We start from the raw sequence: 25,565 nt of genomic DNA on the forward strand, positions 1-25,565 counted from the left end.
GGAAGCCGGTGTGGCTTTGAGCACGACCTCCACCCTCCAGCTGTACTTCCCCATGCACGGCGACGACGGCTACCGGGTGGAGCACTACGACCTCACCCTCGACTACCGGGTGGGCACCAACCGCCTGGGCGGGGTGGCCAGGATCTCCGCGGTGGCGCTGCGGCCGCTCACCCGGGTCGCCTTCGACCTCGGTGCCCTGCGGGTGAGCGGTGTGCTGGTCGACGGCGCGCCGGCGCGTTTCACCCACCGCGGCGGCAAGCTCCACCTGTCGCCCGCCGGGCTGCGCCCCGGCCGGTTCACCGTCGAGATCCGCTACGCGGGCACCCCCCGCCCTGTGAGCAGCCACTGGGGCGGGCTCGGCTGGGAGCAGCTCACCGACGGCGTCATCGTGGCCGGCCAGCCGATCGGGGCGCCCTCGTGGTTCCCGTGCAACGACCGGCCGGACGACAAGGCCACCTACCGGATCTCGGTCACCACCGCCTCGGTGTACCAGGTGGTCGCCAACGGCGAGCTCGTCTCCAAACGCCGGGCGGCCTCGACGACCACGTGGGTGTACGAGCAGGCCGAGCCGATGTCCTCCTACCTGGCGAGCGTGCAGATCGGCCGCTACCAGCAGGCCGAGGCCGGTCCGGGGACGCGGCTGGTCTTCCCCGCCGGATACGCCACGCGGGTGCGCCACGACTTCGGGCGCCAGGAGCGGATGATGGAGGTCTTCAGCGAGCGGTTCGGCCCCTACCCGTTCGGCTCCTACACCGTGGTGGTCGTGGACGACGAGCTGGAGATCCCGGTCGAGGCGCAGGGCATGTCGATCTTCGGGGTGAACCACGTGGACGGCAGACGAAGCGAGGAGCGGCTGGTGGCGCACGAACTGGCCCACCAGTGGTTCGGCAACAGCCTCACGGTGGCCGACTGGAGCGGCATCTGGCTGCACGAGGGGTTCGCCTCGTACGCGGAGTGGATCTGGTCGGAGAGTTCCGGCGGCCTGTCGTCCGACGACCACGCGCACCGCTGGCACCGCCGCCTCTCCGCGCTCCCGCAGGACTTCACGCTGGCCGACCCGGGTCCCCGGCGGCTGTTCGACGACCGCGTCTACAAACGCGGCGCCCTCACCCTGCACGCGCTCCGGCGCACCGTCGGCGACGACTCCTTCTTCGCGCTGCTCAGGGAGTGGACGGCCGGGCACCGCCACGGGACCGTCACCACCGACGCCTTCACCGCGCTCGCCGCGCGCCGCACGACGCGGCCGCTGGACGACCTGTTCGCCGGCTGGCTGCACGGCCGCCCCCTGCCCACCCTCCCCTGAACTTCGTACATCGGACGACTCGATGGCCCTGATGGAAGATCCCTCCTCCCGCACGCGCCTGCTCGCCGCGTTCGCCGCCGTGGCGACCGTCGCGGCCGGGCTCACCGTCCGCGCGGTCACCGGCGGCTGGTTCGGCAAGTACGCGGGCGACGCCCTCTACACCGTGCTCGTCCACGCGCTGGTGGTGCTGGTGTGGCCCCGGATCACGCCGGTGCGGGCCGCGATCGGCGCGCTGGCGTTCAGCTGGGCGGTCGAGCTGGCCCAGCTGACGCCCGTTCCCGCCGCGCTCTCCGAGGTGAGCGTCGTGGCCAGGCTGGTGCTCGGCAGCACGTTCGGCGCGGCCGACCTCGTGGCGTACGCGGCCGGGGCCCTGCTCGCCGCGTCGGCCCACGCCCTGGCCCGGCGCCGTTCCCGGCGTCGGCGGGAGCGGGCGTCCGCGGTGCCCTGAGCATCGCCGCGCGGATCGTATGATTCTCACAATCATGCCTGAAGGACACACCATTCATCGCCTCGCCCGAGAGCACCGGCGGGCGTTCGGGGGGCGGGCCGTGCACGCGGAGAGCCCCCAGGGACGGTTCGCCGCCGGAGCCCTGCGGATCGACGGGCGGGTGCTCACCGAGGCCGACGCCCACGGCAAGCACCTGCTGCTGGGTTTCGACGACGAGCGGTGGCTCCACGTCCACCTGGGCATCTACGGCAAGTACGCCTTCGGCCCGGTCCCCGTGCCCGCCCCGACGGGGATGGTGCGCCTGCGCCTGAGCAACACGGGCGAGTACGCCGACCTGCGCGGCCCCAACACCTGCGAGCTGCTCGACCCCGAGGGAAAGGCCGCGCTGCACGCCAGGCTCGGGCCGGACCCGCTGCGCGCGGACGCCGACCCGGAGATCGCCTGGCGGCGGATCAGCCGCAGCCGCGTCTCCGTCGGGGTCCTGCTGATGGACCAGTCGGTCGTCGCGGGGGTGGGCAACATCTACCGCGCCGAGGCGCTGTTCCGCCAGGGGGTCGACCCGTCACGGCCCGGCCGCGACCTCACCCACGACCGGTGGGAGGCGATCTGGGCGGATCTGGTGCTTCTGATGGCCGACGGCGTCCGGGTGGGCCACATCGACACGGTCAGGCCCGAGCACACGCCGCAGGCGATGGGCCGCCCGCCCCGCGTCGACGGCCACGGCGGCGAGGTCTACGTCTACCGGCGCTCCGGCATGCCCTGTTTCCTGTGCGGCACCGAGGTCCGCACGAGGGTGCTCGCCGGGCGCAACCTCTTCTGGTGCCCTGCCTGCCAGGTCGGCTGACCTCCTCCTCGGTGGGAGGTGCGCCGCGCGGGCCGCGGGCGTCGGAGAATCCGGAGGACCCCGGGGTGAGGCGCCGGGAAGCGCCTCACATCAGGGTTCTGGCCGTCCAGAGTTCGGGGAAGATCTCCCGTCGCATGCTCCGCTCCAGCCAGCTCAGGCCGCTCGACCCGCCGGAGCCCGGCTTGGCGCCCATCGAGCGGCGCACCGCCATCAGGTGCCGGTAACGCCACTCGGAGAACTGCTCGGCCAGGTCGGTCAGCGCCTCGGCCAGCGGGGCGAGCGGACCGCCGTACACCTCGACCCAGACCGCCTCGACCTCGGGGACGGGCTCGTGCTCGGTGGCGAGGTCGCGATCGAGCACCGCACGGGGGACGGCGTGGCCCGCACGGGCGAGGAAGGCGAGGACCGAGTCGTAGAGGCTCGGCCGGTGCAGGGCCTCCACGAGCTCCTCGTACGCCTCGGGGTTGCGGCGGTGCGGCCGGATGAGCGCCTCGGACTTGTTGCCGAGCAGGAACTCCACGTGGCGGTAGAGGGCCGACTGGAAGCCGGACCCCTCGCCGAGCGCGTCGCGGAAGGAGTTGAACTGCGCGGGGGTCAGCCAGCTCAGCGCGGCCCAGGCGGCGTTGAGCGCCTCGAAGTGCCGTACGGTGCGCTTGATCGTCGAGATCGCGGCGTCGGCGTCGTCCTCGTCGAGCTGCCGCTGGGCGAGGTGCCACTCGGTGCGGAGCAGTCCGAAATAGAGTTCCATCACCTGGGTGGTGACCAGGAACGGCAGTTCCTCCGGAACGTCGGTGAGAGTGCGCTGGATGCCGCGCAGGGCGGCGGTGCCCACGTAGTCGTCGTAGGGCGTGCCCTCTTCGAAGCCCAGCGTCGGCAGCCCTTCGTTGGCCTCGGCGCGCGCCTTACGGTCCTGCTCTGTGAGCTGCTTGATGCCGGTCATCACTCCTCCTCCGCCTGATACCTCCATGGTGGTCTGTATCGGTCTGTACGGAAATAATGGAAGAAAGGTGATTATTGGACTGAGCCTTCGGAACGTAAGGCATCGGGCAGATCAAGTTACGACGTGACGGAGCGTGACCGTGGACGCGATGGATTGGGCGCTGCTGGCCGAGTTGCAGGACGACGCGCGCCTGTCGTACAGCGAGCTCTCGCGCCGGGTGCACCTGTCCGCTCCGGCGGTGGCGGAGCGGGTGCGGCGGCTGGAGGAGACCGGGGTGATCACCGGCTACCACGCCCGGGTGGACGCGGCGCTGGCCGGGCGCGGGGTGGCCGCGCTGATCAGGATGTCGTGCTACGGGCCCCGCTGCGTGCTCCGCGACGATCAGGCGCTCGCCTGGCCGGAGATCCTGGAGGTGCACCGGGTGACCGGTGACGCCTGCTGCCTGCTGCGGGTGGCCGCCTCCTCGATGACGGCCTTCGAGGAGATGATCGACCGGCTCGCCCCCTACGGCCACCCGTCGAGCATGATGGTGCTGTCCAGCCCGGTCCCCTGGCGCCCGCTCTCCTCGCTCTGACGGGCCGCCGACGGGCCCCTGGGGGGGCCTCTGGCGGGATGGACAGCGGGTGGTTCCGCCTGGTCGGGCGACTCGGCTCGGTGAACCTTCGCCGGTCGGCGCCGACCTTCTTCCTGCCGGGCTGCCGGGCTTCCTGCCGGGCTGCCGGGGGGACCTTTCAGGAGTCCTTCGACCGGCGAAGGCGCGTCAGGAGGGGGTGCTGTGCTCGGCGACCGCCCCGGCGGTGGCCCGCCAGATCGGTGAGGCGGGGTCGATGACGTCAAAATGATCGCCCGACATTTCGAGATATGTCACTTGATCGCCCGCCGCCTGGGCGGCTCGCGCGTAGCGGCGGCTGAAGTCCACCAGGTCCAGGTCGTCCCCGCCGCCCTGCACGATGAGCTGGGGCACTCCCACCGGAAGCCGTTCCAGCGGCCCCGAACTCCGGTAGACGTCGGGCACCTCGGCGAGGGATCCGCCGAGCGCGGCGGCGACCGCGCCGGTGCCCGTGTGCCTGCGATCCCCCTCGGCCAGGTCGAGCACCCCCGCCAGGGAGACGGCCAGGGTGATCCGGTGGTCGTCGGCGGCGGCGCGCAGCGCGAGCTGTCCGCCCGCCGAGTGGCCGATCACCACGAGCGGGCCGTTCGCGTTCTCCGCCGCGAGGGCGACGCCCCGGGCGACGTCCTCGGTGGTCGCGTCCCAGCCGTGCAGGTCGGGGCGGCGGTATTCGAGGTTCCAGGCGACGAACCCGCGCTCGGCGAGGTCGACGGCGAGCGCGTCCATCAGGTCAGCACCCCAGACCGAACGCCAGAAACCACCGTGCAGCAGCACCGCGGTAGGCACCTGTTCGCCGCTCTCCCCCGGCGCCGCGAGGGCCTGCCCGTCGCCTCCGTACGGGGAGCGCACCTCCGACCACTGGTCGGGGTGGTCGCCGTAGGCGATCCTGCGCGCGGGCCGGCGCAGGCGATGGACGGCGTGCCTGATCGCCCAGGTCAGTCCCCAGATCCCTCGCCCGTGCATGTGGGTGCCCGACACGGCCCGGGTGGCTCCGGTGGCCGCGCCACCGGCGGCCCCCGTGCCGCCCGTGGAGACCGCGCCGTCCGCGGTCCCGGTGCCCGCCTCGGCCGCCGGAAGGGGCGCGTCGGCCTTCGCCGGGTGGGGCCTCATCGTCAGGTCGAGCCAGACCGCGTCGGGACGCTCGGAAGCCAGGCGGCGGGCCTCCGGATCCGGGCCCGGCAGGACCACCAGGACGTCCCGCGACTCCAGCGCCGCCCGGAAGCCGGGCACGTCCGGGGTCGCCGACACCGTACCGCCGACACCGAGCGCCGCGAACTCCCGATCGGCCACCTCGGTGAGCAGGCGGAGGTCCGCGACCACACCGGGGCCGATGAGCACGATCACACGCGGATTCGGAGGAAGCATCCGCCCATTGTGCCGCATTACACCCCATTTACGGCTAGGGGATATATGCCTTTATCAGTAGTTTCTCGGCGTCGTCCAGGTAGGCCTCCAGTGCCTGCTCGGCCTCGGCCACCCGTCCGGCCTCCATGAGCTCCACCAGCTCCATGTTGCGGACCACGAAAGGCTCGTGGAAGGCGCGGGGGTTCTTCATGACGTGGAAGACCAGGCGGAGCTCGGCCAGCAGCTGACGCATCACCTCGTCCAGGCGCGGGCTGCCGTTCAGGGCGGCGAGGTTCTGGTGGAAGCGGATGTTGGCCGTCCCGACGTCCTGCCAGCGCCCCTCGCCGGCGGCACGGGACGCCTCGGCGACGGCCTCCCTGATGACGGCGAGAGTCTCCCGGGTGGCGTGCGCGCTGTTTCGCACGGCGGCGCCCTCGATCACCCTGCGCATCCGGTAGAGGTCGGCGACGTCCTCCGCCGACAGCACGCGCACGAACACACCCCGGTTGAGCCGATGCTCCAGCAGGCGCTCGTGACCGAGCAGCCGGAACGCCTCGCGCAGGGTGTTGCGCGAGACTTCGAGCGCCGCGCCGATGCTCTCCTCGGACAGGCGCTGACCTGGGACGAAGAGTCCTTCGGCGATCCGGTCACGGAGGATGTCGGCGACCACCTCCGCCGCACTGCTGCGCCCGAGACGACCGCGATCGCGTTGTAGCGCTGCGGTGACGTTTTCCACGCCCCCAAGAAATCATCAAACAAACCTATTGTCGAATTGTTGAACGATTCTTATGTTGATGGGGACCGCAACACGAAGCGAACTCACGGGACCTCCCCCGACGAGAAGCTAAGGAGCACATGCGATGGCAAGCTCCCAGACCAGACGGGTCATCGTGGCCGGGCTGGTCGGCACCTCCCTGGAGTGGTACGACTTCTTCCTCTACGGTTCGGCCGCGGCTTTGGTCTTCAACAGGCTCTTCTTCCCCACCTTCGAGCCGCTCACCGGCACGCTGCTCGCGTTCCTCACCTACGCGATCGGGTTCGTCGCGCGGCCGCTCGGCGGCATCGTGTTCGGCCACTTCGGCGACCGGGCCGGCCGCAAGAACGTACTGGTGGTCACCCTGCTGCTGATGGGCGTCGCCACCTTCCTGATCGGCCTGCTGCCCGGCTACGCCACCATCGGCGTGGCCGCCCCGCTGCTGCTCGTCACCCTGCGCTTCCTGCAGGGGCTCGGCCTGGGCGGCGAGTGGGGCGGAGCCGTCCTGATGTCCATCGAGCACGGCGACTCCCGCCGTCGCGGGTTCAACGCGAGCTGGCCGCAGGTCGGCGTACCCGCGGGAAACCTGCTGGCGGCGGGCGTGCTCGGGGTGATGTCCGCGGCGCTTCCCGAGGAGGCGTTCCTGTCGTGGGGATGGCGGGTGCCGTTCCTGCTGTCGGGCGCGCTCGTCGTCGTGGGCCTGTGGATCCGCCTGCGGATCGTGGAGTCCCCGCTGTTCGCCCAGGTCGAGCGGGCGGGCGCGAAGGCACGGATGCCGCTGCTCGAGGTGCTGCGCACGCACCCGCGCGCGCTGATCTCCGCGGGCCTCGCGCGCATCGGCGTGGACGTCGCCTTCTACATCTTCGTGACCTATGTCCTGGCCTACGTCACCGGTCCCCTCGCACTCGAACGCGGGGTCGCGCTGAACGCGGTGCTGATCGGCTCCGCCTTCCAGCTCTTCCTGATCCCGCTGTTCGGCGCGCTCTCCGATCGGGTCGGCCGCCGCCCGGTCTACTTGGCGGGCGTGATCGGGGCCGCGATCTGGGTGTTCGCCTTCTTCCCCCTGCTCGACACCAGGTCCTTCCCGCTGATCGTGCTGGCCTCCGTCGTCGCCCTCGCCTGCCACGCGGCGATGTACGGGCCGCAGGCGGCCTTCATCGCCGAGCTGTTCAGCACCCGCCTGCGCTACAGCGGCGCGTCCATGGGTTACCAGGTCGCCGGGGTCTTCGGGGGCGCCCTCGCCCCGATCATCGCGTTGTCGCTTTTCGACCGGTTCGGCGGCACCCTCGCCATCTCGCTCTACGTGGTCGCCGCGCTCGCCGTCACCGCCGTGGGCCTCGCCATCGCGCCCGGGACCCACACCGACCTCCCCGGAACCCCCGACCTCGGCGGAGCCCAGGGCGGGGATTCCGGCGCCACCGGCGACGGCGTTCCGGGAACGCGCACGGGGACCGCTTCCCGGGACGCCTGAGCCCTCTCGCGGCCACCGCCCCTCTCCGGTGGCCGCGACCTTCTCCGAAGCAGGAGAACCACCCGGTGAATTCGCCGCGATTCACCGAACTCGCCGACCCGCCGGCTCGTTGTAACCCCATACAGGCCTATCGGAGTACGTCAGAACCACCAGAGCCCGCCACGAGGGGAAGCCGGGCGGGCCGGTGGCAGGGGACGGCCATCCCCGGCCACCGCCCTCCGGTGCCCTCCCCGCGAAAAAGGATGATCGACATGTCCGTCGAAGACGGCGTCGCTCCCCGCGAAGTGAAGCGGACCCCCACGCGAGGCCGACCGCACGGGAGCCGGCCCGTGTCCGATTCCGGACACGGGCGAGACCGTGTCGCCTGAGTCGTGGCACAGGAATCCTGGCCCTGGGCACACACGGAGCCATGCGTATAAGATCACTAAAATGATGGTATGTCCGCTTACCGGAAAGATCTCTAGCCGTAGGCGCTCCGAGACGTTAGCGTCTGCGCATGCGCCACGTTGAGATCTCGGGCAAGAGACTCCGGCTCAGGGAAATCACCATCGATGACGTGGACGCCCTGCACGCCGTATACGGTGACCCGACGGCCACCGAGCACCTGCCGTTCGACCCCCGCACGCGCGAGGAGGTCGAGGAAACGATCATCGAGGCGATCAAGGCCGCGGAGGTCGAACCTCGGCGTCTCTACGTGCTGGCGGTGACCGACCTCGACAACAGCGAGGCCTTCGGCGTCGCCCGGCTGCACATCGAGGCCGACCACCCGCACAGCGCGGAGATCGGCCTCGGGCTCCGTCCCGACCACTGGGGCCGGGGCATCGGCACCGACCTGATCCGGCTGATCCTGACGTTCGGCTTCCGCGATCTGCGCCTGCACCGCATCTGGGGCGCCCGCTCCCCCGCCAACACCGCCGCCCAACTCGCGATGCTGGTCGCCGGGATGGTCGAGGAGGGCAGGATCAGGCACCACGTGCGGGCCCGCGGGGTCTGGCGCGACTCCATCGTGCACTCGGCGCTGGAGGACGAGTGGGAGGGGCACCGTGACGTCTGACCTGACGGGTTTCCCGGCCGCGCACCGCCCGCCCACCCACCATGAACCGGTCACCCGCCGGCGCGCCGGTCGTGACCCGGTCGCACGCCGGACATGAGCCCACCCCGTACCGGCCGCGAGCCGGTCGCATACCGGCTGTGAGCTGGGCGCACGCCCGGTCACCGACCCGCCCGGGGGCGGGTTCCCCACCCCTTTCCACAAATGTTGTGACGGAAATGCTGCCGTTTCCGGTCACGGGAAGTGTCAAATGCCCCTAGAGTCCGCGCATGTGAGCGAGAGTCCCATCCTCCCCGTACGAGGGCGCCCGGTACGGCCCTCCGGAAGGCACCGCAGGCCCGTGCCCTCCCAGCTCCCGCCCGAGGCGCCGGCGCTCGTGCTGGCCGCGCTCGGCGACGCCTCCGGCACCGCCGCGGAACTCGCGGCCCTCATCCGAGGGGACAATCCACAGATCCAGGTCCGGTTGGCCGCGCTCGGCGAGGACGGCAAAGGACTGACCTCCGAACTGGAGGCGGCGGCGAGGGAGCGTCCCGAGGACGCGACGGCCGCCATCGTGGTTCCGCTGCTGACCGGCCCGCACCCGGTCGCCGACCAGCTGATCTCCGCGGCGGTCGCCGCCGGCAAGGTCCCGGTGACGGTCACCGACCCCCTGGGGCCGCACCCGCTGCTCGCCGAGGCCCTGCACATCCGCCTGTCGGAGCGAAGCCTGGCGCGGGCCGACCGGATGCGGCTGCTCAACGTCTCCAGCCCGGTCGACGCGGTCATCCTCGCCACCGTCGGCGGCGAGATCGCGGCGGCGGAGGCACAGCCGACGGCGGTGCTGCTGGCCTCGCGGCTCACCCTGCCCGTCCTGGTCGCCTCCCTCGACAGCGCGCCCACCGTGGCGGACGCGGCCGGGCGGCTTCGCGGCATCGGCGCCCAGCGCATCGCCGTCTCACCCTGCCTGCTGGGCCCTGAGGCGCCTCCAGGGCTCGCGAACGCGGCCGCGGAGGAGGTCGGAGCCGAGTGCGCCGAGGTTCTCGGCGCGCACGATCTGATCGCGGACCTGGCCGCCCGCGCCTACGGGAGCATCCTGTCGGCGGATTGATCGACCCGGTGTGATGGATTCCCTCTGTCGATTATTGACCCGCGTAATCGTCAGAGGGAATAGATCACACTGTCGGGCATCGACCCGCGCAATCGTCAGAGGGGATAGATCATGCTGTTCGGAAAAGAGCATGTGGCGAGATATCAGGCGACCGACGGCGCCGAGGGACACGAGTGGCAGGGCACCACGACCCTGATCCTCACCACCGTCGGCCGCAAGTCCGGTGAGCGGCGCTCCACCCCGCTCATCTACCAGCGTCACGGCGACGACCTCCTCGTGGTCGCCTCCAAGGGGGGCGCCGACGATCCGCCGCTGTGGTACCTCAACCTCCAGGCGGATCCCGAGGTCGAGGTCCAGGTGCTGGGCGACCGGTTCAAGGCCAGGGCACGCACCGCCACTCCGGAGGAGAAACCGGAGATGTGGTCGATCATGGCCGCGGCCTGGCCCGCCTACGACGAGTACCAGACGAAGACCGAGAGGGAGATCCCGGTGGTCGTGCTGGAGCGTGCCGCGGCCTGACGGGCACCGCGTGACCGGGAAGGGCCGGGCGGGTCCCGTGGGCGACCTGGACCGGCCTTCCCTCCGTACGCGGGCCGGGACCGGGGTGAGGGCGGGTCAGGCCTCCAGCCAGACGTAGCCCGCGAACCTGCCGGTCGTCCCCTCCCCGCGATGGGAGAACAGGTCGGGGCTCTCGATGGTGCAGCGGGTGTCGTGGGTGATCTCCCCGACACCCGCCTTGCCCAGTTGCGAGGTGATCGCGGCCCGCAGGTCGAGGGCCGGGGTGTCCTGGCGGGTGATCGACCACACCTCGGGAAGCATCACCGCGACCTCCTCACGCATGTCCGCGGGGACCTCGTAGCAGGTGCCGCAGGCCATCGGGCCGATCAGCGCGGTCATCCTCGCCGGGTCCGCTCCGCGTTCGGCCATCTCCTCGACCAGGGCCGTGACGACGCCGGACATGGTGCCGACCCGGCCCGAGTGCGCGGCGCCGACCAGTCCGGCCTCCGGCTCGGCCAGCAGGACGGGCGCGCAGTCGGCGCAGAGCGCGGCCAGGCCGAGGCCGGGAACGTCGGTACAGACCCCGTCCAGCGGCGGCGGGTCGTCGCCGAAGGGTTCCCTGACATATTGGACATCGGCGCTGTGGACCTGCCGCATGAACACGACCCGATCCAGGCCGAACTCGGCGGCCGTCCGCGCCCTGTTCTCCGCGACCGCGTCCGGCTCGTCGCCGCACATGCCTCCGAGATTGCGACTGCGGTACGGACCGGTGCTGACACCACCGTGACGATCGGTGATCCTCATCTGAAAGTTCACGGGCCGACCTTACCCGCCCAGGAACCTGACCCCCGGGACGTTCGTTTCACAGAGACACAGATCCCCCTACAGATTGCGAACGTCATGGCTCAGGTTGTGTACGACCGCAAGGAGCAGTACCAGCAGATCGAGAGCGGCCTCATGCCCGGCGAGCAGATCATCGCCGTCTACGACGCCATCGGTACGGGCACCGGTTTCCTGGGGCTCACCGACAAGCGGGTGATCGTGCAGGACAAGTCGTTCGTCGGCAAGAAGATCGCCATCACGAGCATCCCCTACAACAAGGTCTCCGCGGTGAGCGTGGTGAGCAACAAGTCGATCGCGGGCTCGTTCTTCTCCTCGGGGGCCATCGCGATCCACGTGGGCACCCACACCTACGAGGTGGAGTTCCGGGGCGACAACAAGGCGCATCACGTGCACAACGTGATCCTGCACTTCATCACCGCCTAGGACCCCACCTCGTCACCGCCGGAGACCACGGGGAACCACCGGGGAACCACCGCGGGAGACCACCGCCGTAGACTCCGCCTCGCGAGGGACCGTCACCCGGCGCAGGCCCGCGCCTACCGGCGGGCGACCTGCCGGTAGAGCTCCATCGTCCGCTCGGCGATGCGCTCCCAGGAGAAGTGCTCCACCGCGCGGATCCTTCCCGCCTCACCCATCCTGGTGGCGAGGGCGGGGTCGGCGAGCAGCCGGTTGACCCGCTCGGCGAGGTCGGCGGCGAAGGCGTCGGGGTCGTGCGGGGTGCCGTCGGCGGCCTGGTCGATCGGGACCAGCAGACCGGTCGAGCCGTCTGCCACGACCTCGGGGATGCCACCGGTGGCGGTGGCCACGACGGCGGTCTCGCAGGCCATCGCCTCCAGGTTGACGATGCCCATCGGCTCGTAGACGGAGGGGCAGACGAACACGGTGGCGTGGGTGAGGATCTGGATCACCTCGGGACGGGGAAGCATCTCCGAGATCCACACGACGCCCTCGCGGTCGAGTCCGCGCACGAGCGCGGTCACCTCGGCGGCGATCTCGGGAGTGTCGGGGGCTCCCGCGCAGAGCACCAGCTGGGCGTCGGGGTGGAAGTCGCGTGCCGCGTGGAGCAGGTGCACGAGACCCTTCTGCCGGGTGATGCGCCCCACGAAGACGACGTAGGGCCTGCTCGGGTCGATGCCGTGCCGCTCCAGGACGTCGGTGTCCCGGTCGGGGGCGTACTCGCCGGTGTCGATCCCGTTGTGGATCACGGTGACCCTCTCCGGCGGAATCTCCGGATAGCTCGCCAGCACGTCGCGGCGCATCCCCTCGGAGACCGCGATGATCGCGTCGGCGCTCGCCAGCGCGCCGCGCTCGGCCCACGACGACAGCGTGTAACCGCCGCCCAGCTGCTCGGCCTTCCACGGCCGCAGCGGCTCCAGGCTGTGCGTGGTCACCACGTGGGGTGTCCCGTACAGCATCTTGGCGACATGGCCGGCGAAGTTGGCGTACCAGGTGTGGCTGTGTACCAGGTCGGCGCCCTCACACCCGGCGGCCATCTCCAGGTCGACGCCGAGCACCTGCAGCGCGGCGTTGGCCGTCTCCAGCCCGCCCGGCACCCGGTAGGCCGCGACGCCCTCCTCCGGCCGTGACGCTCCGAAGCAGCGGACCCGGGTGTCGGCGAGCCTGCGCAACTCCCGGGCGAGGTATTCGACGTGAACTCCCGCCCCTCCGTAGACGTCGGGGGGGTATTCACGGGTCAGCAGATCCACTCGCATGCGATCAGCCTAGTGTTTCATCCCTGTTCATCAGGTTAAGGTCCACCTATGAGAGTCCTCGCGATCGTGCTCGCCGGTGGAGAAGGTAAGAGGCTCATGCCTCTGACAGCTGATCGAGCGAAGCCTGCGGTGCCTTTCGGGGGGATATACCGGCTCGTCGACTTCGTACTGTCCAATCTCGCCAACGGCCACTACCTCCAGATCGTTGTGCTGACGCAGTACAAGAACCACAGTCTCGACCGGCACATCTCCCGGACATGGCGCCTGTCGGCGATGCTCGGCAACTACGTCACACCGGTCCCCGCCCAGCAGCGCCTCGGGCCGCACTGGTTCTCCGGTTCCGCCGACGCGCTGTTCCAGAATCTGAACCTCATCTACGACGAGATGCCCGACCACGTCATCGTGTTCGGCGCCGACCACATCTATCGCATGGACCCGCAGCAGATGGTGCGTCAGCACATCGAGAGCGGAGCCGAGGTGACCGTGGCCGCGATCCGGCAGCCGCTCTCGCTCGCCGACCAGTTCGGGGTCATCGAGACCGACCCCGCCGGACGCAAGATCACGGCCTTCCGCGAGAAGCCGAAGGACGCGGTGGGCCTGCCCGACGCGCCCGACCAGGTCTACGCCTCGATGGGCAACTACGTCTTCAAGACCCAGTCGATGATCGACGCGCTGAGGGAGGACGCACTCGACCCGACCAGCAAGCACGACCTGGGTGGCAACATCATCCCGATGATGGTGAAGTCGGGCAGCGCGGAGGTGTACGACTTCGCCGACAACATCGTGCCCGGCTCCACCGAGCGCGACCGGGGCTACTGGAGGGACGTCGGAACGCTCGACGCCTACTACGAGGCCCACATGGATCTCATCTCGGCGCATCCGGTCTTCAACCTCTACAACAGCCGCTGGCCCATCTACACCGGCCACGATCCGCTCCCCCCGGCCAAGTTCGTGCACAACGACGGCGACCGGGTGGGCAGGGCGATCGACTCCCTCGTCTCCGCGGGCGCGATCGTCTCCGGCGGGCTCGCCGAGCGTTCCATCCTCTCCCCCGGCGTGGTGCTGCACTCCCACTCCCAGGTCGAGGACTCGGTCCTGATGGGCAACGTGAAGGTGGGCCGCGGCGCCATCGTCCGCAAGGCCATCATCGACAAGAACGTGATCATCCCGGACGGCGCCAGGATCGGCTTCGACCTGGAGTACGACCGCAGCCGCTTCGCGGTGACCAACGGCGGCATCGTCGTCATCGGCAAGAACGAGATCGTCGAGCGCTGACCTCTTCACCGGACACCGGCACGACCCGCGTCACCGGACGTCGGCGGCCTCGTCGAGGCCGCCGACGACGTGCGGACGCACGTCGTGGCCTTCGTCCGCGAGCCGACCGCCGTAGCGAGGGCCAGCTGAGCTGCAGGCTCCGGCGGAGCTTCCCGAAACAGAACGAAGCGGATGCCCCGGCCCCCCTGTCGTCTCAGACCGGATCCGGCTGGTCTCCGCCCCGCTGGGCGAAGCCGTCCCGCTCGCCGGTGTCCCCGCCCAGGCCGCGTGACATGAGCCCCGCGCCCATCAGGCCGGTGAGCGTCCCGGGAACGGTCGCGGACGGGGGTGGGGTCTCGACCCGGAAGCGGGGCAGCGCCTCGGGATACCTGTCGCGGACGAAGGCCACCATGTGCTCGCGCATGTCGCACTTGAGATCCCAGGCACTGGCGGAGTCGGCGGCGCTCATCAGCGCGCGCAGTTCGAGCAGCCCGTTGGGAAGGGTGTCGGTGACCTGCAGGGTCCAGTCCTTCTGGTCCCAGAGCGGGTGCTCGCGCAGGGCCCGGTAGAGCTCGGCGCGCAACTCGTCCACCGGCACCGACCAGTCGACCCGGATCATCACGTGACCGATCACCCGGCTGCTGTGCCGGGTCCAGTTCTCGAACGGGTTCGCCGTGAAGTAGGAGACCGGCAGGACGAGCCGTCGCTCGTCCCACAGCCGCAACACCACGTAGGTCAGGCTGAGCTCCTCGATCCGTCCCCACTCCCCCTTCACCACCACGACGTCGTCCAGGCGGAGCGCGTCACTGAAGGCCAGCTGGAGCCCGGCGAGCATGTTTCCCAGGGTCGACTGGGCTGCGATGCCGACGACGACCCCGGCGATACCGGCCGAGGCGAGAAGTCCGGCTCCCAGCGCCCGCACCTGCGGGAAGGTGAAGAGCATCGCGCCCAGAGCGAGCACGATGATCACCGCGGAGGCGACCCTGCGGACCAGGGTGATCTGGGTGCGGATGCGGCGGGCCCTGCGGTTGGCCTCGCCCTCGACGGCGATCAGACGTTCCAGCACCACGTCGGTGACCGCGTAGGCGGCCTGGATGACCAGCCAGGTGGCACACCCGATCATCGCCAGGCTGAGAGCGCGGTCGATCACCTGGCTGAGCGCGCCCTCCACCATCTCAGGTTCGTAGATGGTGTGGGCCGTCGCCACGGCGGCCGTGGCGAATCCCGGCCAGGCGCAGCGGTGCACGAGCGGACCGGCGAGAACCCACTTCTCGCCGATCAGCCGCGAGCGCAACACCCGTCGCACCACCTCCACCGCCACGACGGCGGCGACGATGGAAACGATCATGATGATCCAGCTGGACACGTGAGGCGTCCCCCTCGACGTCTTTCTGCCTCGTCGTTCTCTTTTCCGGACCAACAGCTAATCAGAAGGATTCGTCGAACGTGACATTCCCTTCGACGGCTACCTGGTAGGCGGAAACCCGGCGTTCGAAGAAGTTGGCCAGCTCCTGCACGTCCTGCAACTCCATGAACGCGAACGGGTTGGCCGTGCCGTACCTGACGGGCATCCTGAGCCTGACCAGGCGCTGGTCGGCCACGTACTCCAGATAGCGGCGCATCTGGTCCACGCTCATCCCCAGCAGGCCGTCACCGCACAGGTCGGCCGCGAAGGCCAGCTCCGCCGCGACCGCCTCCTCGATCATCCGGGTGACCTGTTCGACGAGCTTGTCGTCGAACAGGTCCGGCTCCTCGGCCCGTACGGTCTCCACGACGCCGAAGGCGAACTCCATGTGCATGGACTCGTCGCGGAAGACCCAGTTCGTCCCGGTGGCCAGGCCGCCGAGCAGGCCCCGGGAGCGGAACCAGTAGACGTAGGCGAAGGCCCCGTAGAAGAACAGCCCCTCGATGCACGCCGCGAAGCAGATCAGGTTGAGCAGGAACGCCCGCCGGTCCTCCCTCGTCTCCAGCCGGGTCAGCCCGCCGAGCGAGTCGATCCAGCGGAAGCAGAACTCCGCCTTGTCGCGGATCGAGGGGATGTGCTCGACCGCGGCGAACGCCTTGACCCGCTCGTCGGGATCGGGCAGGTAGGTGTCCAGCAGGGTGAGGTAGAACTGGACGTGCACCGCCTCCTCGAACAGCTGCCTGCTGAGGTACAGGCGCGCCTCGGGGGCGTTGAGGTGCTGGTAGAGGTTGAGGACGAGGTTGTTGGCCACGATCGAGTCGCCGGTGGCGAAGAAGGCCACGAGACGGTTGATCAGGTGACGCTCCTCGGGCGTCATCCTCGCCAGGTCCGCCAGGTCGGAGGTGAGGTCCACCTCCTCGACCGTCCAGGTGTTGCGGATCGCGGCCCGGTAGCGCTCGTAGAACTCCGGGTAGCGCATCGGCCGCAGGGTGAGATCCATGCCGGGGTCGAGCAACATCGGAAGAATCGCCTTTCTGAAGGCTGCTGAGGACTGCTGAGGGCTGTCGACGGACCGGACGGCTACTGGCAGGCGTCGCAGTACTCGGGGTTCTCCAGGGAGCAGGCGACGGCCTCGGACACGACTTCGGACACGACCCCGGACACCGCCCCGGGCTCGGCCGCGGCCCGTTCCGCCGGGGCCGCCACGGTGGCCTGCGCGATCCGGGTGGCCGGGCGCGAGCGCAGGTAGTAGGTGGTCTTCAGGCCCGACTTCCACGCGTAGGCGTACATCGAGGAGAGCTTGCCGATGGTCGGCGTGGCCATGAAGAGGTTCAGCGACTGCGACTGGTCGATGTACGGGGTGCGCGCGGCGGCCAGGTCGATCAGCGCCTTCTGCGGCAGCTCCCAGGCGGTCCGGTAGAGCAGCCGCAGGTCGGCGGGGATCTCGGGGATGTCCTGGACCGAGCCGTCGGCGCGCTTGATCGCGTCGCGGATCGGCGCCGTCCACAGGCCGCGGGCCTGGAGGTCGCGGACGAGATAGCGGTTGACCTGGAGGAACTCCCCCGAGAGGGTCTCGCGCTTGAAGACGTTGGAGACCTGCGGCTCGATGCACTCGTAGCAGCCGGCGATGGAGGCGATCGTGGCCGTCGGCGCGATCGCGATCATCAGCGAGTTGCGCAGGCCGGTCTCCGCGATCCGCCCCCTGAGCTCCGTCCACGCGGCCGACGTCGCGGCCCCGTAGTGGTCGGGGTGCAGCACCCCGGCGGCGGCCCTGGTCTCCTCGTACGAGGGATGGCGGCCACGCTCGACGGCCAGGTCCGAGGAGGTCCGGTAGGCGGCGAGCGCGATCTCCTCGGAGATCCGGGTGGACAGCTCCAGCGCGCGCGGCGAGTCGAACGGCAGCCGCAGCGCGAACAGCACGTCGGCCAGGCCCATCAGGCCGAGCCCGATCGGACGCCACCGCCGGTTGGCCGCCTCCGCCTCGGGAGTCGGGTAGAAACCCAGGTCGATGGTCCGGTCGAGGAACCGCACCGCGGTACGGACCGTCGCGCGCAGCCGCGCCCAGTCGATCCCGTCCTCGAGGTCCCCTGACAGGTGGGCGGCGAGGTTGATCGAGCCGAGGTTGCAGACGGCGGTCTCGGCGTCGCCGGTGACCTCCAGGATCTCGGTGCAGAGGTTCGACAGGTGGATGACGTTCTCGGGCCTCGCCGTCTGGTTGGAGGTACGGTTCGCCGCGTCCTTGAAGGTCATCCAGCCGTTGCCGGTCTGGGCGAGCGTGCGCATCATCCGCCCGTACAGGGTGCGGGCGGGGATCCGCCGGGTGAAGCGGCCCTCGGCCTCGGCGGCCCGGTAGGCGTCGTCGAACGCGGCGCCGTACAGGTCGGTGAGGTGCGGGACCTCCTTGGGGTCGAACAGCGACCAGAGGCCGTCGGCCTCGACCCGGCGCATGAACTCGTCGGGGATCCAGTTGGCCAGGTTCAGGTTGTGCGTGCGGCGGGCCTCCTCGCCGGTGTTGTCGCGCAGTTCCAGGAACTCCTCGACGTCGGCGTGCCAGGGCTCCAGGTAGACGCAGGCCGCGCCCTTGCGGCGGCCTCCCTGGTTCACCGCGGCGACGCTGGAGTCGAGCGTGCGCAGCCAGGGCACGATGCCGTTGGAGTGTCCGTTGGTGCCCCGGATCAGCGAGCCCCGCGAGCGGACCCTGGTCCAGGCGATCCCGATGCCCCCCGCGTACTTCGACAGCCGCGCGACCTGCCCGTAGCGCTCGTAGATGGACTCCAGCTCGTCGCGGGGCGAGTCGAGCAGGAAGCACGAGGAGAGCTGGGGCCTGCGCGAGCCCGAGTTGAACAGCGTGGGCGAACTGGGCAGGTAGGACAGGGTGGCCATGAGCGCGTACAGCTCGGCGGCCTCCTCGACGGTCTCGGCCAGGCCGCAGGCCACCCGCAGGAAGAAGTGCTGCGGGCGCTCCAGGACCTTGCGGGTCCTCGGGTGGCGCAGCAGGTAGCGGTCGTAGACGGTGCGCAGCCCGAAGTACTCGAACCTGGCGTCCGCCTCCGGATCGACCAGCGCGTCCAGGACCGCGGCGTGGGCGGACACGAACCTCGCGAGCCCGTCGGCGACCAGCCCCGCCTCGTGGGTCGCGGCGACGGACTCGGAGAAGGCGCGGACGCCGTGCTCGGCGGCCTCGTCGGCGATCAGCTCGGCCAGCATCGCGGCGGCGACCCTGGAGTTCTCGGGATCGGTGATCACCCGGGCGGCGGCCTCGTCGATGGCCAGCCTGCGGGCGTCCGTGGCGCTCCCGGTGCTTCCGGCGCCGTCGTCGCCCGTCGCGGCCACCGCGGCGCTCCGCGCGTTCCCGGTGTTTCCCGTGCCGCGATGGCCCGACGCGGTCACCACCGCGCCTTCGACGCCGCTGTCGCCCGTCGCGGTCGCCGCCGTGCTCCCCGTCGCGGTCTCCGCCAATGCCTGTGTCACCTGGTGCCCCTCGCTCGATCGGACTCGCCCCAGGCTCCGCCGGATGGCACGCGTCCGCGAGCGATCCCGGGCACGCCGGATCGCCTCGTTCCGCGGGCCCTCCCACGAGGCCCTGGACATTCACGTCACCGGCAGGTCTTCGGACTCACGGGCGCAACGCGCATGCCTACCGGCCGTCGCTTCCCAGGTATGGATCACCCAGTGCTCAATGACGGCTTTCGTTCCCGTTCACCGCTGCGGGGCAGTCCCGGAATCTCACCGGGTTCCCTCTTGCCTCGCCCCCTGCGGGGCGAACCAGCAACGAGCAGGATCCTACATCTAGGGGCGCCTGACGCAACTACCCCAACAGGTTGTGTCGGAGGACTTCAGTAGCCCGAGCTCGTGAAGCACACCGCGGGCGCGGGCCGTCTCGGTGGCGAGCCACTGGCGAAAGTCGTCGCCGCTGAGATAGACCCGGCTCCAGCCGTGGGCCGCGCACAGGGAGCGCCAGCGTGGCGCGGCGTCGAGCCTGTCGCACAGGGCGATCGCGGCGTCCCTGTCCTCCGGGCTCATGTCCTTGGGCCCCAGCAGGCCGCACCAGTCGCTGTACTCCAGCCGGACGTCGACCTCTCTGAGCGTCGGCGCGTCGATCCCGTCGATCCGGTCGCCGGAGGAGACCGCCAGGGGCCGCATACGGCCCGCGGCGATCTCGGAGCGCAGGGCACGCGCCGATCCCAGCAGGGCCGCCACCTGGCCCACCTGGAGCGCCTCCACGGCGTCCTCGGGGGTGAGGTATCCGGCATACTCCAGCAGCCGGGTGTCCACCCCGAGGCACTTGCCGATCATGCCGTAGAGCACGTGCTCGGAGCCCCCTTCCGACCGGCCGCCGACCGCGAGCCCCGCCGGGTTCCGGCGCAACCCCGCGGCGAAGTCCTCGAAGGTCAGCAGGCGGGAGTCGGCGGGGACGACCAGGACCGCCCAGTCGCCGACCAGGCGGGCGATGGGAGTGGCGGCGTTCACCACGGCGACGGTGTTGGCGATCTCCGCGGCCGCCACCATCGGCATCGCGGTGACGAGCAGCCTGCCCTCTCGCGCGAAGGGGCCGCCGAAGGCACCGAAGGCGCCGAACGCGTCGCGAGGGGCGGAGCCCAGGGCGCCGCCCCGCTCGACGGCCATCGCGGTACGCGCCAGTCCCGCCTGGACCGCGACGGTCGCCAGCCTGCCCGCGATCCTGTCCCAGCCGTGGCCGTCGGCGGTCGGTTCGAGGAGGAGCAGGCGCTTCACCACCGAGCCGGCGTCGTTCGCGCCGCACCCCGCGGCGAGCAGCACCCCCGCCGCCAGCGCGAAAAACCCCCTACGGCGCATAAGCGCCCCTTCCCCCAAGAACCCCCCATACCACAGGTTAGTACCCCATCACTATCTGTGACGAGGTGGGGGGAGGGAAAGGGCGCGGGGCTCACTCCACCGTGACGCTCTTGGCCAGGTTCCTGGGCTTGTCGACGTCGCGGCCCAGGGCCACCGCCGCGTGGTAGGCGAAGAGCTGCAGCGGGATCGAGAGCAGGATCGGGTCCAGCTCGGTCTCGTTCTTGGGCACCACGACGCAGTCGTCGGCGAGCTTGGGGTCGGCGTCGCGGTGGCCCACCATGAGCACCCGGCCGCCCCGGGCGCGGATCTCACCCAGCGTGGTGAGGTTCTTGTCCAGCAGCTCGTCGTCGGGGACGATCGCCACCGTCGGCATGTCCGGGCCGATCAGCGCCAGTGGTCCGTGCTTCAGCTCGCTCGCCGGATAGGCCTCGGCGTGCACGTACGAGATCTCCTTGAGCTTCTGCGCGCCCTCGCGGGCCACCGGATAGCCCCTCACCCGGCCCACGAACATCATGCTCGGCGACTCGGCGTACTTGCCCGCCAGTTCCTTGATCTGCGGCTCCAGCGCCAGGATCTCCTTGATCTGGTCCGGCAGCCTGCGCAGGCCGTCGCAGATCCTGCGGCCGTCGGCGGGAGACAGGTCGCGCACCCGGCCCAGGTGCAGCGCGAGCAGCGCGAAGGCCACGGCGGTCGAGGTGAACGCCTTGGTGCTCGCCACCGAGACCTCGGGGCCCGCGTGCAGGTAGACGCCGCCGTCGCACTCGCGGGCGATCGCGCTGCCCACCGTGTTGACGATGCCGAGCACCCTGCCGCCCTTGCGCTTGAGCTCCTGCACGGCGGCGAGGGTGTCGTAGGTCTCGCCCGACTGACTGATCGCCACGTAGAGGGTGTCGGCCTCCACCACCGGGCTGCGGTAGCGGAACTCGCTCGCCGGCTCCGCGTCGGCGGGGATGCGCGCCAGTTCCTCGATGAGCTGCGCGCCGATCTGGCCCGAGTAGTAGGCGGAACCGCAGCCGATGATCTTCACTCGGCGGAACGAGCGGCTCTCCCGCGCGTCCATGTTGAGACCGCCCAGGTGGGCGATGTGGAAGCGGTCGTCCAGCCGCCCGCGCAGCGTCCTGGCCACCGTGTCGGGCTGCTCGGAGATCTCCTTGAGCAGGTAGTGCTCGTAGCCGCCGGTGTCGTAGTGCCCGGCCTCCCAGTCGACGGTCAGCGTCTCCTTGGCCGTCTCCCGCGCGTCGCTGGCGAAGGTGTTGAACCCGTCGGCCCGCAGCACGGCGATCTCGCCGTCCTCCAGGTGCACCACCTGGCGCGTGTAGCGGACCAGCGCGGCCACGTCGGACGCGGCGAACATCTCCTTCTCGCCGATGCCCAGCACGATGGGGCTGCCGTTGCGCGCCACGACCACCTCGCCGGGACGCTCGGAGTCGATCACCGCGATCCCGTACGTGCCGACGACCCGCTTGAGCGCGGTCCGCACGGCCTCCTCCAGCGAGTCGGACTCCTTGACCGTGCGGGCGATCAGGTGCGACAGCACCTCGGTGTCGGTCTCCGACAGGAAGATCGCACCATCGGCCTCCAGCTTGGCGCGCAGCTCGTCGGCGTTCTCGATGATGCCGTTGTGCACGACGGCGATGCGCTCGTCGGTGGACAGGTGCGGGTGGGCGTTGACGTCGCTGGGCGCGCCGTGGGTGGCCCAGCGGGTGTGACCGATACCCAGGCCGCCCTTGAACCGCGCGGGCACGACCGCCGCCAGGTCGGCCACCCGGCCCTTGACCTTGCGCATCTTGAGGCCCTTGTTGGAGATCACCACACCGGCCGAGTCGTAGCCCCGGTACTCAAGACGCTGCAGGCCCTCCAGCAGGATGGGCGCCGCGTCCTTGGGCCCTACATAGGCCACGATTCCGCACATGTAACCGCTCCTTATCCATGAACATCGCTAAACGATCGAGGTACCGTCGCCTGCTACCCGTAGACGATCCGGCGAAGCTGTCTCAGGGAGAGTTCGGGTGCCGCGACACGGCGTACCGCCAGCTCGGCGGCGACCCTGGGGAAGATCTCGTCGTTGACCAATCCCCTGGCCCTGAGCTCCGTGTGGCGCCGCCGGACGAACTCGTCGACGGGCTCGGAGAAGTAGGCCAGCACATCCGCGACGACCCGCGCCGCCTCGCCGGGACCGAGCGCGCTCGTCCGGATCAGGTGGGTGATCAGATCCTCATGCGGATTCCGTGCCGTGGACACAGATCAGGACCATACGCATCCCGGAGGGAACACACCAAGTTTCCTGCCCGATTTCGGGCAGAGAATCTCCTCAACATCACAACCTCACCACAATGCACGACAGTCGGTAATCTCTGATAACTCTAGGTAGTCGTCAGAGGGGGAGGAACCGCCATGCGCCGCCTGCCAGGGATCACCGTCGTCACCGCTCTCGCCGTCCTCACCTCGGTCGCCCCCGCGCAGGCGGCACGTCCCGGGGATCGGCCGGCGCACCCCCGGACGCCCTCACCCCTCTCCGGGACCTCCACACCGTCCGGCACGGCGACGGCGGGAACGAGCGCGCGGTCCGGCAGGCAGGCCGCCTTCACCAGGGCCGCACGGACGTACGGGGTGCCACAGAGCGTGCTGCTCGCGGTCTCCTACCTGGAATCCCGCTGGGAGGGCCACGACGGGCGGCCCAGCGTCTCCGCGGGATACGGCCCGATGCACCTGGTCGACGGCCGGGCCGCACCCGGACGGCCCCACGGCACCGGGGAGGACCCGCGCGGCGACGAGACCCGGCCTCGCCTGATCGCCGTTCCTTCCGTCGCGAAGGACCGGCCGCGAGACACCCTGCGGCGGGCCGCCGAGCTGACTGGCCTGCCCCCCGACCGGCTGCGCGAGGACGCCTCCGCCAACATCATGGGCGGCGCCGCGCTGCTCGCCGACTACCGGCGCCGTGCCGGCGGGAGCCCTCGCGACGACCCGGCCGGCTGGTACGAGGCCGTCGCCCGATACCCCGGCACCCGGGAGAGGGGCGCGGCGGACGAGGATGCCGCGTTCTCCTTCGCCGACGAGGTCTACGCGACGATCAGGGCCGGTGCCGCCCGGGTGACCGACGACGGCGAGCGGGTGGTCCTCCCCGCCACACCCGACCTGCCCACGCCCCTCTCGCCCTCTGCGCCTTCTGCGCCTTCTGCACCTTTTGCGCCTCCCGCGCCCTCCACGCCGCCTTCCGTGTCTCCCGCGTCTCCCGCGTCGTCTCCCGCGTTCCTCACGGCCTTCGCGCGGCCCGCCCCGGCGAAGCCCTCGAGACCGTCCGAGCCACGAGCACCGCTCCCCCTGGAACGACGCGCCTCGCCCTCCGAGCCACCCACCGAACCACCCGCCGAGCCGCCCTCCGCGTCACCCACCCCCACCCCCACTCCGGCCGCCACCCCGACGCCCATCCCCGCCAAGAAGATCGCCATGATGCCCGCTCCGGGGCCCGACTGCCCGAAGAGCGTCTCCTGCGAGTGGCTCCCCGCCGCCTACGAACGGCTCCCCGGCGGCGGGTACGGCAATCACGACCGCTCCGACGGCCCTCGGGAGATCGACTACATCGTGATCCACGACGGGGAGACGAGCTACGACGCGATGACCCGCCTGGCCAAAGACCCCACCTACCTGAGCTGGCACTTCACCATCCGCTCCGCCGACGGCCACATCGCCCAGCACCTGCGGGCCAGGGACATCGGCTGGCACGCCGGAAACTGGTACGTCAACTCCCGTTCCATCGGCCTGGAGCACGAGGGCTACCTGGCCAAGGGCGGCGCCTGGTACACCGAGGCGATGTACCTCGCCTCGGCCAGGCTGGTCCGCCACCTCGCGGCCAAGTACGACATCCCCCTCGACCGGGCCCACATCCTGGGACACGACAACGTGCCGGGCACCACCCCGGAGACCGTGGCAGGCATGCACGAGGACCCCGGCCCCTACTGGGACTGGGCCCACTACTTCGAGTTGCTCGGCAGGCCGCTGCGCGCCTCGGGGGGCGACGCCGCGCGCTCGGTGCTGATCAGGCCCGACTACGGCACCAACAGACCGGGGTTCACCGGCTGCGGCGGGGGGTGCCGTGACCTGGGCGCCGCCTCGGTCTGGCTGCGCACGCGCCCCTCCACCACCGCGCCGCTGGTGAGGGACATCGGCAAGCACCCCACCGGCGACTCCACGTACAGCGTCTACGACCACGCCGCCCGCGCCTCCACCGGCCAGCGGTACGCACTCGCCGAGCGCAGAGGCGACTGGACCGCGATCTGGTACCTCGGCCAGAAGGCGTGGTTCCACGACCCGGCCACGGCCCCCACCTCCGTGCGCGCGTCCGGCCCCCTGGTGACGCCCAGGCCGGGCCGTTCCCCGGTCAAGGTGTACGGCAGGGCCTATCCGATGAAACCCGCCTACCCGAGGGGCGTTCCCACACAGGACCTGACTCCGCTGCAGTACTCGATACCGGCCGGGCAGGCCTACAGCTCCGGCCCGGCGACACGGGGCTCGTACCTCAGGGCGGCCTCCTTCGACCCGTCGAAACACCGCGTCGTCACGGGCGACGCCCGCTACCGGCAGATCCAGTTCGGGCACCGGATCATGTTCGTCCGGGCCTCCGACGTCCGACCGGTCACCGGATGAGGCTCTCCGATGATCCGGCTCGTTGCGCACATCCGCCCTGCGGAGGCGCTAGAGTTTTCACGTGCCCCGGAGCCGTTTACCGGGGATCACGCGGAAGTGGCTCAGTGGTAGAGCATCACCTTGCCAAGGTGAGGGTCGCGGGTTCGAATCCCGTCTTCCGCTCCGGCGGGCCTCCAGGGGCCTGACCGGTGGAGTGGCCGAGAGGCGAGGCAACGGCCTGCAAAGCCGTCTACACGGGTTCAAATCCCGTCTCCACCTCAACGCACGACCATCGGACCCTCCGGGATCCGGTAAAGTGGTGCGGGCGCCGAGGGGAAACCCGAAGCGAATACGCGGAAGTGGCTCAGTGGTAGAGCATCACCTTGCCAAGGTGAGGGTCGCGGGTTCGAATCCCGTCTTCCGCTCTGATTCACCCGAGGACGATTAGCTCAGCGGGAGAGCGCTTCCCTGACACGGAAGAGGTCACAGGTTCAATCCCTGTATCGTCCACCACCCCCATGGAATCCATGGGTCGATCACGTCGAATGGCCGCCAAAATCCCT

Annotated in this window: 22 protein-coding genes, 4 tRNA genes and 1 riboswitch; of the genes, 15 read left to right on the top strand and 11 right to left on the bottom strand. The window is 70.4% G+C overall.

The genetic code is table 11. From position 1 onward, the window contains the following. The first annotated feature begins 10 nt into the window (after nt 1-10). Genes ACFY3V_RS11805 through ACFY3V_RS11815 form a run of 3 tightly spaced genes read left to right on the top strand, consistent with a single transcriptional unit; the run spans nt 11 to nt 2,595 of the window. The gene (locus tag ACFY3V_RS11805; RefSeq protein WP_389772510.1) at nt 11-1,303 is read left to right on the top strand and encodes a M1 family metallopeptidase; all 1,293 of its coding nucleotides are present in this window, start codon (nt 11-13) and stop codon (nt 1,301-1,303) included. 31 nt (nt 1,304-1,334) lie between these two features. Then, nucleotides 1,335-1,751: a DUF2809 domain-containing protein gene (locus ACFY3V_RS11810; RefSeq protein WP_350943846.1), complete on the top strand. Its 417-nt coding sequence runs from the start codon at nt 1,335-1,337 to the stop codon at nt 1,749-1,751. A gap of 34 nt (nt 1,752-1,785) precedes the next feature. Continuing rightward, nucleotides 1,786-2,595, top strand: a complete 810-nt coding sequence (locus ACFY3V_RS11815) for a DNA-formamidopyrimidine glycosylase family protein (RefSeq protein ID WP_350943848.1) — start codon at nt 1,786-1,788, stop codon at nt 2,593-2,595. A gap of 85 nt (nt 2,596-2,680) precedes the next feature. On the opposite strand, the gene ACFY3V_RS11820 is transcribed toward ACFY3V_RS11815, so the two are convergent. Next, the gene (locus ACFY3V_RS11820; protein ID WP_350943850.1) at nt 2,681-3,535 is read right to left on the bottom strand and encodes a tryptophan 2,3-dioxygenase family protein; all 855 of its coding nucleotides are present in this window, start codon (nt 3,533-3,535) and stop codon (nt 2,681-2,683) included. 148 nt (nt 3,536-3,683) lie between these two features. Here ACFY3V_RS11820 and ACFY3V_RS11825 point away from each other — a divergent pair, with 148 nt between their 5' ends. Next, nucleotides 3,684-4,109 (top strand): Lrp/AsnC family transcriptional regulator, encoded by a 426-nt coding sequence (locus ACFY3V_RS11825; protein WP_350944243.1) that lies wholly within the window; start codon nt 3,684-3,686, stop codon nt 4,107-4,109. Between the two features lie 186 nt (nt 4,110-4,295). Here the strand turns inward: ACFY3V_RS11825 and ACFY3V_RS11830 are convergent, their stop codons facing one another. Both ACFY3V_RS11830 and ACFY3V_RS11835 read right to left on the bottom strand, forming a co-directional pair. Continuing rightward, complete coding sequence (locus ACFY3V_RS11830; protein WP_389772515.1) at nt 4,296-5,510, bottom strand: alpha/beta hydrolase; 1,215 nt, start codon at nt 5,508-5,510, stop codon at nt 4,296-4,298. A gap of 34 nt (nt 5,511-5,544) precedes the next feature. Next, nucleotides 5,545-6,225 carry a GntR family transcriptional regulator gene (locus ACFY3V_RS11835; RefSeq protein WP_350943853.1) on the bottom strand — a complete coding sequence of 227 codons (681 nt, stop codon included), beginning with the start codon at nt 6,223-6,225 and terminating at the stop codon, nt 5,545-5,547. A 124-nt stretch (nt 6,226-6,349) separates the two neighbouring features. On the opposite strand from ACFY3V_RS11835, the gene ACFY3V_RS11840 reads away from it, so the two are divergent. The 4 genes from ACFY3V_RS11840 to ACFY3V_RS11855 all read left to right on the top strand — a co-directional run bounded on the left by ACFY3V_RS11840 (nt 6,350) and on the right by ACFY3V_RS11855 (nt 10,371). Further along, nucleotides 6,350-7,714 carry an MFS transporter gene (locus ACFY3V_RS11840; protein ID WP_389772519.1) on the top strand — a complete coding sequence of 455 codons (1,365 nt, stop codon included), beginning with the start codon at nt 6,350-6,352 and terminating at the stop codon, nt 7,712-7,714. Between the two features lie 496 nt (nt 7,715-8,210). After that, nucleotides 8,211-8,768, top strand: a complete 558-nt coding sequence (locus ACFY3V_RS11845; protein ID WP_350943857.1) for a GNAT family protein — start codon at nt 8,211-8,213, stop codon at nt 8,766-8,768. A 268-nt stretch (nt 8,769-9,036) separates the two neighbouring features. Further along, nucleotides 9,037-9,852 carry a CbiX/SirB N-terminal domain-containing protein gene (locus ACFY3V_RS11850; protein WP_350943858.1) on the top strand — a complete coding sequence of 272 codons (816 nt, stop codon included), beginning with the start codon at nt 9,037-9,039 and terminating at the stop codon, nt 9,850-9,852. A 111-nt stretch (nt 9,853-9,963) separates the two neighbouring features. Then, nucleotides 9,964-10,371, top strand: a complete 408-nt coding sequence (locus ACFY3V_RS11855; protein WP_350943860.1) for a nitroreductase family deazaflavin-dependent oxidoreductase — start codon at nt 9,964-9,966, stop codon at nt 10,369-10,371. A gap of 96 nt (nt 10,372-10,467) precedes the next feature. Here ACFY3V_RS11855 and pgeF read toward each other — a convergent pair whose 3' ends face one another. Further along, nucleotides 10,468-11,154 carry a peptidoglycan editing factor PgeF gene (gene pgeF, locus ACFY3V_RS11860; RefSeq protein WP_362897162.1) on the bottom strand — a complete coding sequence of 229 codons (687 nt, stop codon included), beginning with the start codon at nt 11,152-11,154 and terminating at the stop codon, nt 10,468-10,470. 96 nt (nt 11,155-11,250) lie between these two features. Between pgeF and ACFY3V_RS11865 the strand changes: the two genes are divergently transcribed. Beyond that, complete coding sequence (locus tag ACFY3V_RS11865; protein WP_362505298.1) at nt 11,251-11,616, top strand: PH domain-containing protein; 366 nt, start codon at nt 11,251-11,253, stop codon at nt 11,614-11,616. Nucleotides 11,617-11,729: 113 nt separating this feature from the next. Here ACFY3V_RS11865 and glgA read toward each other — a convergent pair whose 3' ends face one another. Beyond that, nucleotides 11,730-12,905 carry a glycogen synthase gene (glgA, locus tag ACFY3V_RS11870; protein ID WP_362897117.1) on the bottom strand — a complete coding sequence of 392 codons (1,176 nt, stop codon included), beginning with the start codon at nt 12,903-12,905 and terminating at the stop codon, nt 11,730-11,732. A gap of 48 nt (nt 12,906-12,953) precedes the next feature. On the opposite strand from glgA, the gene glgC reads away from it, so the two are divergent. Continuing rightward, complete coding sequence (glgC, locus tag ACFY3V_RS11875) at nt 12,954-14,180, top strand: glucose-1-phosphate adenylyltransferase (RefSeq protein ID WP_350943866.1); 1,227 nt, start codon at nt 12,954-12,956, stop codon at nt 14,178-14,180. A gap of 193 nt (nt 14,181-14,373) precedes the next feature. Here glgC and ACFY3V_RS11880 read toward each other — a convergent pair whose 3' ends face one another. The 6 genes from ACFY3V_RS11880 to ACFY3V_RS11905 form a co-directional block, all read right to left on the bottom strand. Then, nucleotides 14,374-15,525 (bottom strand): mechanosensitive ion channel domain-containing protein, encoded by a 1,152-nt coding sequence (locus ACFY3V_RS11880; protein WP_350943868.1) that lies wholly within the window; start codon nt 15,523-15,525, stop codon nt 14,374-14,376. 61 nt (nt 15,526-15,586) lie between these two features. Next, the gene (locus tag ACFY3V_RS11885; RefSeq protein ID WP_350943870.1) at nt 15,587-16,582 is read right to left on the bottom strand and encodes a ribonucleotide-diphosphate reductase subunit beta; all 996 of its coding nucleotides are present in this window, start codon (nt 16,580-16,582) and stop codon (nt 15,587-15,589) included. 62 nt (nt 16,583-16,644) lie between these two features. Beyond that, nucleotides 16,645-19,035 carry a ribonucleoside-diphosphate reductase subunit alpha gene (locus tag ACFY3V_RS11890; protein WP_389772528.1) on the bottom strand — a complete coding sequence of 797 codons (2,391 nt, stop codon included), beginning with the start codon at nt 19,033-19,035 and terminating at the stop codon, nt 16,645-16,647. A gap of 112 nt (nt 19,036-19,147) precedes the next feature. Next, nucleotides 19,148-19,349: riboswitch (cobalamin riboswitch) on the bottom strand. 4 nt (nt 19,350-19,353) lie between these two features. Further along, a complete protein-coding gene (locus ACFY3V_RS11895) occupies nt 19,354-20,379 on the bottom strand; it encodes a tripartite tricarboxylate transporter substrate-binding protein (RefSeq protein ID WP_362897120.1) in 1,026 nt (341 codons plus the stop codon). A gap of 91 nt (nt 20,380-20,470) precedes the next feature. Then, nucleotides 20,471-22,291 (bottom strand): glutamine--fructose-6-phosphate transaminase (isomerizing), encoded by a 1,821-nt coding sequence (gene glmS, locus ACFY3V_RS11900; RefSeq protein WP_362897122.1) that lies wholly within the window; start codon nt 22,289-22,291, stop codon nt 20,471-20,473. A 53-nt stretch (nt 22,292-22,344) separates the two neighbouring features. Further along, entirely contained in the window at nt 22,345-22,620 is a 276-nt protein-coding gene (locus ACFY3V_RS11905) for a hypothetical protein (protein ID WP_350943877.1), read from the bottom strand. 153 nt (nt 22,621-22,773) lie between these two features. On the opposite strand from ACFY3V_RS11905, the gene ACFY3V_RS11910 reads away from it, so the two are divergent. The 5 genes from ACFY3V_RS11910 (at nt 22,774) to ACFY3V_RS11930 (ending at nt 25,515) form a co-directional block, all read left to right on the top strand. Then, nucleotides 22,774-25,023 carry an N-acetylmuramoyl-L-alanine amidase gene (locus tag ACFY3V_RS11910; protein ID WP_389772533.1) on the top strand — a complete coding sequence of 750 codons (2,250 nt, stop codon included), beginning with the start codon at nt 22,774-22,776 and terminating at the stop codon, nt 25,021-25,023. Between the two features lie 90 nt (nt 25,024-25,113). Further along, nucleotides 25,114-25,185, top strand: a tRNA-Gly gene (locus ACFY3V_RS11915). A 25-nt stretch (nt 25,186-25,210) separates the two neighbouring features. Next, nucleotides 25,211-25,281, top strand: a tRNA-Cys gene (locus ACFY3V_RS11920). Nucleotides 25,282-25,355: 74 nt separating this feature from the next. After that, a tRNA-Gly gene (locus ACFY3V_RS11925) sits at nt 25,356-25,427 on the top strand. Between the two features lie 13 nt (nt 25,428-25,440). Then, a tRNA-Val gene (locus ACFY3V_RS11930) sits at nt 25,441-25,515 on the top strand. The last annotated feature ends 50 nt before the right edge of the window (nt 25,516-25,565 follow it).

This window comes from Streptosporangium sp. NPDC000095 (assembly GCF_042899335.1).
GTDB lineage: Bacteria > Actinomycetota > Actinomycetes > Streptosporangiales > Streptosporangiaceae > Streptosporangium.